The sequence below is a fragment of the Xanthomonas euroxanthea genome, assembly GCF_903989455.1.
In the GTDB taxonomy this organism is placed as follows: domain Bacteria; phylum Pseudomonadota; class Gammaproteobacteria; order Xanthomonadales; family Xanthomonadaceae; genus Xanthomonas; species Xanthomonas euroxanthea.
Window position 1 is genome coordinate 2,966,069 of sequence record NZ_LR861803.1, and the last position, 12,134, is coordinate 2,978,202.

General features: G+C 66.6%; 10 protein-coding genes. 2 read left to right on the forward strand and 8 right to left on the reverse strand.

The window, feature by feature from the left end; genetic code table 11:
- Positions 1–17: 17 nt before the first annotated feature.
- The 4 genes from yajC to H7A86_RS12430 all read right to left on the reverse strand — a co-directional run bounded on the left by yajC (position 18) and on the right by H7A86_RS12430 (position 3,397).
- Positions 18–371, reverse strand: coding sequence for a preprotein translocase subunit YajC (yajC, locus tag H7A86_RS12415; protein WP_104533651.1), 354 nt, complete (start codon positions 369–371; stop codon positions 18–20).
- A gap of 131 nt (positions 372–502) precedes the next feature.
- On the reverse strand, positions 503–1,648 hold the full coding sequence (gene tgt, locus H7A86_RS12420; RefSeq protein ID WP_119131383.1) for a tRNA guanosine(34) transglycosylase Tgt: 1,146 nt from the start codon (positions 1,646–1,648) through the stop codon (positions 503–505).
- An 81-nt stretch (positions 1,649–1,729) separates the two neighbouring features.
- Positions 1,730–2,800, reverse strand: a complete 1,071-nt coding sequence (gene queA, locus H7A86_RS12425) for a tRNA preQ1(34) S-adenosylmethionine ribosyltransferase-isomerase QueA (RefSeq protein ID WP_104647937.1) — start codon at positions 2,798–2,800, stop codon at positions 1,730–1,732.
- Positions 2,801–2,965: 165 nt separating this feature from the next.
- Entirely contained in the window at positions 2,966–3,397 is a 432-nt protein-coding gene (locus tag H7A86_RS12430; RefSeq protein ID WP_104582110.1) for an Lrp/AsnC family transcriptional regulator, read from the reverse strand.
- A gap of 122 nt (positions 3,398–3,519) precedes the next feature.
- On the opposite strand from H7A86_RS12430, the gene H7A86_RS12435 reads away from it, so the two are divergent.
- Entirely contained in the window at positions 3,520–5,016 is a 1,497-nt protein-coding gene (locus tag H7A86_RS12435; protein WP_119131382.1) for an aminotransferase class III-fold pyridoxal phosphate-dependent enzyme, read from the forward strand.
- Positions 5,017–5,270: 254 nt separating this feature from the next.
- Here H7A86_RS12435 and H7A86_RS12440 read toward each other — a convergent pair whose 3' ends face one another.
- The 4 genes from H7A86_RS12440 to H7A86_RS12455 form a co-directional block, all read right to left on the reverse strand.
- Positions 5,271–5,978: a glycosyltransferase family 32 protein gene (locus H7A86_RS12440; protein ID WP_104647939.1), complete on the reverse strand. Its 708-nt coding sequence runs from the start codon at positions 5,976–5,978 to the stop codon at positions 5,271–5,273.
- Between the two features lie 245 nt (positions 5,979–6,223).
- A complete protein-coding gene (locus H7A86_RS12445) occupies positions 6,224–7,603 on the reverse strand; it encodes a purple acid phosphatase family protein (protein ID WP_119131532.1) in 1,380 nt (459 codons plus the stop codon).
- Complete coding sequence (locus H7A86_RS12450) at positions 7,600–8,736, reverse strand: phytase (protein ID WP_425509721.1); 1,137 nt, start codon at positions 8,734–8,736, stop codon at positions 7,600–7,602. Before H7A86_RS12450 ends, H7A86_RS12445 begins: the two co-directional genes overlap by 4 nt.
- Positions 8,733–11,294: a TonB-dependent receptor gene (locus H7A86_RS12455; RefSeq protein WP_180707873.1), complete on the reverse strand. Its 2,562-nt coding sequence runs from the start codon at positions 11,292–11,294 to the stop codon at positions 8,733–8,735. Before H7A86_RS12455 ends, H7A86_RS12450 begins: the two co-directional genes overlap by 4 nt.
- Before the next feature lie 151 nt (positions 11,295–11,445).
- Here H7A86_RS12455 and upp point away from each other — a divergent pair, with 151 nt between their 5' ends.
- Positions 11,446–12,078: a uracil phosphoribosyltransferase gene (gene upp / locus H7A86_RS12460; protein ID WP_024940024.1), complete on the forward strand. Its 633-nt coding sequence runs from the start codon at positions 11,446–11,448 to the stop codon at positions 12,076–12,078.
- Positions 12,079–12,134: the final 56 nt, after the last annotated feature.

Below are 12,134 nucleotides of genomic sequence, written 5' to 3' on the forward strand. Positions count from 1 at the left end.
AGCGGTTGGGTTGCCGCTTAGTTGGCAGACTTCAGCGTGCCCTTGGGCAGCACGTGGCCCACGGCACTCTTCTGCACGCGGATGCGCACGTTGTCGGCCACTTCCACGGTGATGAAGTTGTCGCCGATATCGGTGATCACGCCCGCCACGCCGCCGGAGGTGATGACTTCATCGCCGCGCGCCAGCTTGTCCAGCAGCGACTTGTGCTCCTTCTGGCGCTTCATCTGCGGGCGGATCATCAGGAAATACATGACCGCGATCAGGATGATCGGCAGCGCGAAGGTGGACAAGCTTCCCATCGGGCCGGGCGCCGGCGCGCCGCCAGTGGCCTGCGCCTGGGCGACGGGGATCAGGAAATCGAGCAGATTCATTCAGTGCGTCCTAGTTTTGGTGCCAGCGCGCCAAACGGCCCGCTCGCTATTCAGGTACCGCCGGAGCGGAACAGCCGGGAATTATGCCATGCAGGTTCCAAACCGTCCGCGCGGGGCGCGGACGGCCGGTCTCAGCTGGTTTCCCCCGGCAACGGCGGCGTGATGGCGCCGCGTGCCGCATAGAAGGACCGCCGGAACTGCGCAAAGGTTCCCGCTGCGATGGCCGCGCGCAGGTCGGCCATCAGCTTCTCGTAGTACCAGAGGTTGTGCAGGGTGCCCAGCATCGGCGCGAGCATCTCGTTGCAGCGGTCCAGGTGGCGCAGATACGAACGCGTGTAGCCGCTGCTGCAGGCATGGCAGCCGCAGCCCGGCTCGATGGTGTCCAGGTCGCGTTCGTACCTGGCGTTGCGGATGCGCACGGTGCCGAAGGAGGTGAAGTAATGCCCGTTGCGCGCGTTGCGGGTGGGCATCACGCAGTCGAACATGTCCACGCCACGCGCCACGCCTTCGACCAGGTCTTCGGGCCGGCCCACGCCCATCAGGTAGCGCGGGCGCTCGGCCGGCAGGCGCGGATGCAGGTGTTCCAGCATCGCATTGCGCTCGTGCTCCGGCTCGCCCACCGCCAGCCCGCCGATGGCGTAACCGTCGAAACCGATACCCTGCAGCCCGTCCAGCGAGCGGCTGCGCAGGTCCGGATGCACCCCGCCCTGCACGATGCCGAACAGCGCCGCATCGTTGCCCAACCCGTCATGCGCCTGCCGCGAACGCTGCGCCCAGCGCAGGCTCAGCTCCATCGAGCGCCGCGCCACCTCCTCGGTGGCCGGGTACGGCGTGCATTCGTCGAAGATCATCACGATGTCCGAATCGAGCACCTTCTGGATCTGCATGCTCTCTTCCGGGCCCAGGAATACCCGCGCACCGTCGGTCGGCGAGGCGAAGGTGACGCCCTGCTCGGTGATCTTGCGGCGATGGGCCAGCGAAAACACCTGGAACCCGCCCGAATCGGTGAGGATCGGCCCGTCCCAGCGCGCGAACCCGTGCAGCCCGCCGTGGTCGCCGATCACCTCCAGACCCGGGCGCAGATACAGGTGGAAGGTATTGCCCAGGATGATCTCCGCACCCAGCGCGCGGATCTGCTCGGGCAGGATGCCCTTGACCGAGCCATAGGTGCCCACCGGCATGAACGCCGGCGTCTCGACGGTGCCGCGCGGAAAGGTCAGGCGCCCACGGCGGGCATGGCCGTCGGTGGCTTGGAGCTGGAACTGGAGTCGGGACATGGAGGGGCCGGGAATGGGGAATCGAGATTGGGGAATCGGAGAAGCGGTTGGCAGGTGGCTGATCGTTCGGCGGATGCCGACTTACGATTCCCCATTCCCGATTCCCGATTCCCTGCTCCACAACAGCATCGCATCGCCATACGAAAAGAAGCGATAGCGCTGTTCGATGGCGTGTTGGTAGGCGGCGAAGATGCGCTCGCGGCCGGCAAAGGCCGAGACCATCATCAGCAGCGTGCTTTCGGGCAGATGGAAGTTGGTGACCATCGCGTCGACGCTGCGGATGCGGTAGCCGGGCAGGATGAAGATCTGGGTTTCGCCGGCAAACGGCAGCAACTCGCCCTCGGGCGCGGCATCGGTGATGCGCCAGGCGCTTTCCAGCGAGCGCACCACCGTGGTTCCCACCGCGATGACGCGGCCACCACGCGCACGCGTGCGCCGCACCTGCTCGACCAGCGCAGCGCCGACGTTAAGCCATTCGGTGTGCATCACGTGCTGATCCAGCGCGTCCACGCGCACCGGCTGGAAGGTGCCGGCACCCACGTGCAGGGTGACATGACCGAACTCCACCCCGCGCTCGCGCAGGCGCGCCAGCAGCGCCTCGTCGAAATGCAGCCCGGCAGTGGGGGCGGCCACCGCGCCCACTTCGCGCGCGAACACGGTCTGGTAGCGCTCGCGGTCTTCCACCCCCGGCTCGCGGCGGATGTACGGCGGCAGCGGCAGGCGCCCGGCCTCCAGCAGCCAGTGCTCCAGCGGCGTGGGGATCTCGAAGCGCAGCAGGTAGAACTCGCCGTCACGGCCCAGCACCTCGGCCTGGCCGCCGGCATCCAGCGCGATCCAGCTGCCGGCCTTGGGCGACTTGCTGGCGCCGATCTGCACCCGCGCCTGCCGCTCGCCCAGCAGGCGCTCGATCAGGATTTCCACCCGCCCGCCGCTGGCCTTCTGCCCGAACAGCCGCGCCGGGATCACCCGGGTATCGTTGAAGATCAGCAGATCGCCCGGCTGCAGCAACTCGGGCAGATCGCGCACCTGCCGGTCGACCAGCGCCTGCGGCGATGGCGGCACCACCAGCAAGCGGCTGGCCGCCCGCTCGGCCAACGGCGCCTGGGCGATCAGCTCGTCGGGCAGCGAATAGTTGAAATCGGACTTCTTCAAGGCCGCAGGATTAGATGGCTGAGGAGCCGGCTATTGTAACTGCGGCCGGGAATGGAGAATCGGGAATCGGGAATCGTAAAAGCGGGCCGCTTTGCGCAGTAAGGGCTCCGGTCACCGGATCAAGCTCTCCCGATTCCCGATTCCCTACTCCCGATTCCCCGCCCCTCATCGCTCGAACTTCGTTGACAAAATGATCGACGTGGTCGTGCGCTCCACGCCGTCGATCGCGCCGATGGCGTCGGTGAGCACGTCCATCTCGTTGACGCCGCCGACCACGCCCAGGGCGATCAGGTCGTAGGCGCCGCTGACCGAGTGCAGCAGGCGCACCTGCGGGATGTCGCGCAGCGCCTTGACCACCGCGGGCATCTTCTTGGGCAGCACGGTGATCAGGATGTGCGCGCGGATGCGGCCCTGTTCGTAGGCGTCGTGGGTGCGCACGGTGTAGCCGCTGATCACCCCGTCACGTTCGAGCTTGTCGATCCGGCTCTGCACGGTGGTGCGCGACAGCCCGAGCCGGCGCGCAATCTGCGCGGTGGAGGCGCGCGCGTCCTCGCGCAGCAGCGACAGCAGGCGTTCGTCGGAGGGAGTGATTTTCACTTTTTGCCCAAATGGTTCGTCGATTCGACGAAAATACCCGACTTCCTGCCCGGATTCACGCTGCCAAACGCCGATCTTCTGCCGATAATAGAAAGGGAACGCCACCTTGCAGGAGATGCGCCATGTCCGTCCTCGCCCCGCTCGCCCCGTTGCGCGCCCATGCCGGCCGCCGCCTGACCGATGGCCTGGACGATGCCAGCATCGCGCGCCTGGCCGCCAGTCACCCGGATCTCGCACACGCCATCGACGCGGCCGCTGCCGAGTACGCGCTGGTGCGCGCCGAAGCCGCCGACCTGCTGGACCTGGATGAAGACGCACAGATCGGCGCGGTGCAGGACGGCTTCATCAACTTCTACGCCGACGATGCGGTGACCCCGTACGTGGCGCTGGCCGCGCGCGGCCCCTGGGTGATCACGCTCAAGGGCGCGGTGCTGTACGACGCCGGCGGCTACGGCATGCTCGGCTTCGGCCACACCCCCGCGCCGGTGCTTGAGGCGATGGCGCGTCCGCAGGTGATGGCCAACGTGATGACGCCGAGCCTGGCGCAGCGCCGGCTCGACCGTGCGCTGCGCGCCGAGATCGGGCATACCCGCGGCGGCAGTCCGTTCGCACGCTTCATGTGCCTCAACTCCGGTTCTGAAGCGGTCGGCCTGGCCGCGCGCATCGTCGATACCAATGCCAAGCTGCACACCGACCCGGGTGCGCGCCACGCCGGTGCCAGCATCAAGCGCGTGGTGGTCAAGGGCAGCTTCCATGGCCGCACCGACCGCCCCGGCCTGTATTCCGATTCCAGCCGCAAGACCTACACCAAGTACCTGGCCAGCTACCGCGACGAAGACTCGGTGATCGCGATCGCGCCGTACGACGTGGCGGCGCTGCAGCGCGCCTTCGACGAGGCCACACGCAATCACTGGTTCATCGAGGCGGTGTTCCTGGAGCCGGTGATGGGCGAAGGCGACCCGGGCCGCGCATTGCCGGCCGCGTTCTATGCCGCCGCGCGCGAGCTGACCCGCCTGCACGGCAGCCTGCTGCTGGTGGATTCGATCCAGGCCGGCCTGCGCGCGCACGGCGTGCTGTCGGTGGTGGATTACCCCGGCTTCGAACAGCTCGACCCGCCGGACCTGGAGACCTACTCCAAGGCGCTCAACGCCGCACAATACCCGTTGTCGGTGCTGGCGGTGACCGAACACGCCGCGCAGGTGTATCGCAAGGGCACCTACGGCAACACCATGACCACCAATCCGCGTGCGCTGGATGTCGCCTGCGCCACGCTGGCGTTGTTCACCCCGCAGGTGCGCGAGAACATCCGCATCCGTGGTGCGCAGGCAATCGCCAAGCTGCAGGCACTGCAGTCCGAGCTGGGCGGCCTGATCACCAAGGTGCAGGGCACCGGGCTGCTGTTCTCCTGCGAGCTGGCGCCGCAGTTCAAGTGCTATGGCGCCGGTTCCACCGAGGAATGGCTGCGCCATCGCGGCGTCAACGTCATCCATGGCGGCGAGAATTCGCTGCGCTTCACCCCGCACTTTGCGATGGACGAAGACGAGCTGGACCTGCTGGTCGGATTGATCGGGCGTGCGCTGAAGGAAGGTCCGCGCCAGAGCCAGGCCGAGGCGGCCTGAGCGCCACCGACACGCATGGCGAGCGGTCGCCAGCGGGAAGCGGACGGTGCGCAGGAACGTTGGTCACCGAGCGGTACACGCCGGTGCGGAGCACCGGCCGCGCCCACCGGCGGTGAGAGCGATGGTGTTGTAGACCGCTCGACTTCAAGGCGACGCAGGCAGTGTCTGCGCGCCTGCGGAACAGGCGCGCCCACTTCTGGGCAACCGCCACGCGCCGTCGGCGCTGCGCGCGGCGGGGGTGCTGCCTGGCCCGGTCAGATCGGCACGGCGCTCAGCTTGCGACGCAGGTAATTGGTCACTGCCCGGCGTGGCGACTTGCCGCGCCAGGACGCCCAGCACAGATGCGAGCCCACCGCGACCGTGCCGCCGCGGTGGCCGAGCCCGAACCAGGTGCGATCGGGATGGAACGCATCGCGCGCCGGGAACACGATGCCGGCAAACTCGCCGGCGTGCGCATTGTAGAAACGCGTCAACCCGCGCGGGCCGGAAATCATCGGAATCTGCCGGTGGTCTTCCAGCGTCTCGGGCGCATGCATGGTGAAGATGTGCTCGATGAAGGCGCGCCAGAACGGATGTCCCGCCTCCGAGCCGAACACCGCATTGCCGATCTTGAACTGCTCGTTGCCGGGCGCGCCCTCTTCGATCGGCAGCACGCATTGCTGTGCCAGCACGTCCGCGCCAAGCGTGCGCAGCAGCTTGTAGTCGGTGTCGAAATAGAACCCGCCATAGGTATGCATGTAGGCGCAGCGGGCGATGTCGGCCTTCATCACACCGAAGCGGATCGCTTCGTAGCGGTCGGCCAAATCCGGGAAGGCGCGACGCATCAGCGCCGAGTTGTCGGCATCGTCCCAGACATGGCAGGTCCAGCCCGGCAGCAGCCGCTGCAGACGGGCCTGGATTTTGCGCTCTTCCCAAAGCAGGTGCTTGGTCGGCGCAGTGAGATGGAACACGTGGGGAATCATGGGGGCTTCTCGGGGCTGGGGGAGGCAGAACCTCCACCGAAGCACCCGCGTCGAAGCCGGCTACCCGGGTGGAGACCCGGTCGGCCCTAACAGTAGTCCCATTATTAGTGTGACGTAATTCACAATTTTAAATGGTTACGCTTACCGTCGATGTGCAAAATCAATGCAGCACCGAAGTTTGCTCACCGGGTCGTCATCCGGAACGGCAGCCTCATCCAGACCAGCTCGCCTGTGCCGCGTTCCCATCATTCCCAGCATCTGTCGGCGCGTCCTTTCAGGGTTGCACTGCGCGGGCAATCGCGTGGTGCGATGCGTCCGGCCTCTTTCTCCACCAGTCGCTTGCCGCCATCGCTGCCGCGCTCCAGCTCGAATGCATCGTAGAGACGCCCGGTGGCGGTGCGCGACTCGTAACGCAAGGTCTGGGCGTCGATGCGAAGCACCTGGTAGAGCTGGGTGTCCTCGCCGACCGGACGCATGGTCTTGCGCGCCATGTCCGAGAGCCGGTACTGCTTGGGCCCGGCCACCGAGACCACGAACACCGGCGTGGCCTGCCCTGCCGTATCGCCGCGCCTGCCGTAGGTGTGGTCGTGGCCCTGCAGCACCAGATCGACCTTGTGGCGGCGGATCACCGGCAGCACCTGCTCGACCAGTTTCTCGTTCTGGCGATCGGCGCGCGGGGAAAAGAACGGCTGATGGATCAGCACGATCGACCACGGGTGCGGGTTGTCGGCCAGTACCTTGTCCAGCCACTGCGCCTGTGCCGGGCCGGTGCCCAGATCCAGAACGGAGGTGCCATCGAGCACGGCGATGCGCACGCCCTGATAGTCGAACCAGTAGCTCGTGCGCGCGGTGGCCGATGGCCCGTTACGCGGCAGCGCGAAGGTCACCGGCCAATGCGTGCCAAGCGTGCGCGTGGCCTGCGGGGTGTCCTCGCCCTCTTCGTGATACTCGTGATTGCCCGGCGCCGGCGCCACCGCGGTGCCTTCCAGCAGCCAGCGCCCGGCGTCGAACCACTCGGCCCATTCGTTGTCGTCCTGGCCGTCCTTGCCGCTGACCAGGTCGCCGGCGAACAGCGCCAGCCGCGCATCCGGTGCCGAGCGCCAGGCCTGGCGGATCACCCGCGAGACCAGGCTGAGGTTCTTGTTCTGGGTGTCGCCGAAATACAGCAGCGTCAGCGGCGTATCCGCGGTGGCGGCTGTGCGGAAATGATTCCACGCCCCCCAGGTGTGGTTGCCCTGCACGCGGTAGGCATACAGCGTGTCCGGCGTCAGCCCGTCGATATCGGCGCGGTGGTGATGCGAGCTGCCGTTTTCGCTGGCCAGCGTGGTGGTGCTGGCGCGGATGCGGCGCGGCGTGCCCACATCGGGCGAGTCGCCGGCAACCACCAGTTCCAGCCACGGCTGGTCGACGCTGGCATCGGTACGCCAGGCCACCGCGAAACCGGTCGCCGCCACCTGCGCGGGCGTGGCGACGATGCGGTCCGGAAAGCCGTCGGCAACATAGTGGGTGGAGCCGGCCGGCACCTGGGTGTTGGGTTCGGCCGCGCGCTCGGCGGCGAACGATCCAGTGCCCGTCATCGCCACCAGCAACAGCGCGCAAGACAGCGCCGCACGTGCGGCGATCATGGCGCGCATTCTTTCAAACGCAGCGTGCGCGCGATATCGCGCCAGTCGAAGGCCGCCACCGCCTGGTCGTCGTGCAAGGCGTAGAACACCCCGCCCGGGAAGCGCGCATCGCCACGTTGATCCAGCCACACGCCGTCGGTGTTGGCGGTCACCCGGCCGGCGAAGGCGCCGACATGCGCCAGGCTCTGGCGGTCGAACACCTGGAACACGCTGCGGTCCTTGAACTGATCGGTGGCGATCCAGTAACCGCTACCGTCCTTGCATGCAAACAGCGTCATGCCTTCGGCCTGCGCCTTGAACAGGCCGCTGCCGACATTGCGCCCGCGGTAGCGTCCGTCCATCCCGTATTCGCGCAACTGCGTGCCCACGGCGACATCCTCTTCGGCAATCATCAGGCGCGCATGGGCTTCATCGCCGAACACCGACTCGGCGATCCGTATCGCGCCCGCCTCGGTGGTATCGCCGAAGCTCTGGGTCAACCGCGCTTGCCAGCCCTGCCCTGCGTCGTCCACCTGATAGCGACGGAAACGCTGACCGAGTTCGGCCAGCGGCGGCGGCTCATCCTTGTTGGCCGGCGACATGTAGTTGTCGCTGACCACCACCTCGTAGCCGCCGTCGTGCTTGCGCACCCACAGCCCATAGGGCTCGCGCAATTCGTCCTGGCCGAAGCTGGTCAACGGCTTGAAATCCGGCAGCGAGAACACCTGCACGCGGCGGTTGTCGCGCTCGACCACGAACACCAGATCGTCGACGACCGAAATTCCGTTTGGCCGATCCAGCTTGCCCAGGGCCTTGCCCTTGCCGCCGACCACGCGCAGGCGCTTGCCGCTATCGCCATCGAACACCACCAGCGCATGCGTGGCCTTGGCGGTGGCAATCAACCAGCGGCTGCCATCGGGCGCACTCCAGCTGGCCGGCGAATCCAGGTTGTCGGCCGGGGTCAGCGCGGTGATGAAGGCTTCCGGCACCACTTCGTGCGCCACCTTGGCCTCGCTGAGCAAGGGGTCCTTCAACAGCGCCTCGTCGGCTTCGCGGTCGGCCGGTGCGCTGGCGCAGGCGGTCAGCGCCAGCGTGGTGGCGAGCAGTGTGGTGTGGAGTAACGTGGTGTGGAGCCGCGTGCGCGTTGCGATCACAGTGCCACCTTCAGGCCGAGCGCATAGGTGCGGCCGTATTCTTCGTTCTGCAGTGTGCGCGAGGGCACGCCCTGGTACAGCTCCAGCGGTTCGTCCAGCAGGTTCTGCGCCTCCAGATACAGGCTGACGTGGCTGTTGAATTGGTAGTTCATGCTGAAATCCAGCTGGGTGTGCGGGGCGACGTAGATATCGTACGCGCGGCTTTGGCCGATGGTGTCCAGGTACTCGCTGCGATACACCGCCGCAACGCGCGCACTGAAGCCGTACTTCTCATAGCCCAGGTGGCCGCTGTAGATGCGCTTGGACGAGCGCGGCAAGGTGAAGTCGTCGCCGGCGCGATCGCTCAGGCCGGGATTGAAATCGCTGTCCAGCACGGTGGCGCTGGCGCCGACCAGCAGGCCATTCCAGCCCTCGGGCAGGAAGTCCAGCGCCTGCTGCCAATTGAATTCGGCGCCGCGCACCTTTGCGGTGTCGCCGTTGATCGAGCGCGTCACCTGCAGGTTGGGGAACTCGGCATCGTTGGTGCTGATGGTCTGCACGATGTAGTCGTCGATCGACTTGTTGAACACGCCCAGCGAGACCAGGCCGGTGCTGCCGATGTACTTTTCGAACGACAGATCCAGATTCTTTGAGCGATACGGATTGAGATCGGGATTGCCCAGGCTCACCTCTTCGTCGCCGCGATTGATGCTCACGCGCGGGGAGACATCGCCGAACGCAGGCCGCGACAAGGTCTTGTTGGCAGCGAACCGCAGCACCCAGTCGTTGCCGGTGTCGTAGCGCAGATGCAGGCCCGGCAGCACATTGGTGTAGCTGCTGGAGGCTTCGCGCGGCGTCACCGTGGCGGTGCGGCCGTTCTCGGCCACGTCGACCTGGTTGCCGGTGGCGTCGAACTGGGTGTTCTCCACCCGCACGCCGGCGATCATGCGCAGCGCACCGATGTCCCAGGTGCCCATCGCGTACGTCGCAAACACGTCTTCGGTGGCCCTGTAGTCGTCCTGCAGCGAGACCTGCAGGTTGCCGCCCACATCCTGCGGACGTGCGCTGTACAGAGTGCCGGAGGTATTCCAGTAACGGCGCATGCCGTCCGAGCCGATGCTTTCGCCCAGCGTGCCGCCGCGGTGTTCCGGTGCGGCGGTGGTCCAGTCGCGCAGATCGATCGCCGGGCCACGACGCAGCTCGTTTTCGTCCACGTTGACATCGCGCTCGCGCCAGCGGCCGAGCACGCCCATCTTCAGGCTGGAATGCTCGCCATCGAAGCGCACGTTGACCTGCGCGCTGCGCTCGCTGTCGTCCACCCGCTTGGGCGCCAGCACGAAGCGGTCGAATACGAAATCGTCGTTGCGCTGCCAGCCATTGTCGGAGAACCCCAGGCGCGGAATGCCGCTGTTCTGATCGACCGTGGCCGACAGATCGTCGCCGGCGTAGTTGAAGCGCGCTTCCATCTCATCGTTCACGCGCTCGGTGGTCTTGGTGTAGCCCAGCTTGTAATCCACCGTGGCCGCGCTCAGACGGTTTTCACCGCCCACGCTCAAGGCCATGGTGTCTTCCTTCTTGGTGCGGTAGCGCACGCGCTTGGAAATGGAATCGGCGGGCAGGTCGGCCACGGCGTAGGTGCCATCGCCATTGGCGCTGACCTGCCCATCGGCCAGGCCGAAGATGGTGCGCTGGCGCGTTTCGGCATCGTCGAAGCGGCTGTAGAGCGTACGCAGGTAATAGCGGTTGTCGGCGTCCGGGCGCCAGTCCAGGTTGAGGTTGGCGCCCATGCGGGTACGCTCGATGAAGTACTTGCGGCGCTGCACTTCACCGGCGAACAGATCGTCGGCCGCACCGCCGTCGAAGCTGTCGTAGGCCACTTCGGTGTTGTCCGATTCGAATTCGCGGTCCTGGTAGTTCACACCCACTGCGACGCCGAACGTGCCGTCGAAGATGTCGCTGTAGTTGAACGCGCCCTTTGGGCTGGTCTTGCCCGACAACGACTGGTGGCTGCCTTCGATCGAGCCGCGCAGCGTGCGGCCATCGCGATCGAAGGCAGAGGTGGACTCGACCTGGATCGCACCGCCGATGGAATCGCCCGGCATGTCCGGGGTCGGCGACTTGACCACTTTCAGGCGCTCGGTGGAGTCGGACGGAATCACGTCCAGCGGCGCCGAGCGCGTGCCGTCTTCCGGCGTACCCATGGTCATGCCGTCGATGGTGACGCTGTTGAGCGCCGAATCCAGGCCGCGGATGACCACGAAGCGCCCTTCGCCCTGATCGCGGGTGACGCTGACGCCGGGCAGGCGCTGCAAGGATTCTGCAACATTTTTGTCGGGATACCGGCCCAGCGCATCGGAGGCGACCGCATCCTGGATCGCATCGGAACCCCGCTTGAGATCGACCGCGCGCACCTGCGATTCCACCTGCGGGCGCACTTCCAGGCGCTCCAGGTCGATGGCTGCCGCACCGGAGGCACCGGTTGCCGCTGCTGCACCCTCGGCCGCCTGCGCAAGCGGGCTCCACGTGGCCGCCGCCAACGTCAGCGTGATCGCCAGGCACAGCGGAGTCTTGTTCAACACGGGTGCTTCCCCAATCGGTTAAGAATGGGTGGGCACACTATGTCTACGACGTTTCACTGACATGACATCTGCAAGCACGATCACGCCCAATGTGTGGCGACGCTGCCGCTGGCTGCGGCACACTGTGGGTCTTTCCCGCCTGTCGCTGCCCATGAAAATCGTCGAAGTCCGTCACCCCCTCGTCCAGCACAAGATCGGCCTGCTGCGCGATGCCGCCTTGAGCACCAAGGGCTTCCGCGAACTGGTCACCGAGCTGGGCACACTGCTGGCCTACGAGGCCACCGCCAATCTGGATACCGAATCGCACGTGCAACCCGGCTGGGCCGGCCCGGTGACCGTGCAGCGGATTGCCGGCGCGAAAATCACCCTGGTACCGATCCTGCGTGCAGGCCTGGGCATGTTGCCCGGCGTGCTGGCGCTGATTCCGGCCGCGCGCGTGAGCGTGGTCGGCCTGCAACGCGACGAAGAAACCCTGCAGCCGGTGCCCTACTTCGAACGCCTCACCGGCCGCCTGGAAGAGCGCGACGCACTGATCCTGGACCCGATGCTGGCCACCGGCGGCACGCTGATCGCCACCATCGACATGCTCAAGCGCGCCGGCGCGCGGCGGATCAAGGGCATCTTTTTAGTGGCCGCACCGGAAGGCTTGAAAGCCTTGGAAGCCGTGCACCCGGACGTGGAGGTCTACACCGCCGCGATCGACGACCACCTCAACGACAAGGGCTACATCCTGCCCGGCCTGGGCGATGCCGGCGACCGGATCTTCGGCACGCGGGTGGAGTGAGTGTCTGAAGCGACCAAATCAAAAGCTGGTGCGCGCTGGGCGATTGCCGATCGCGC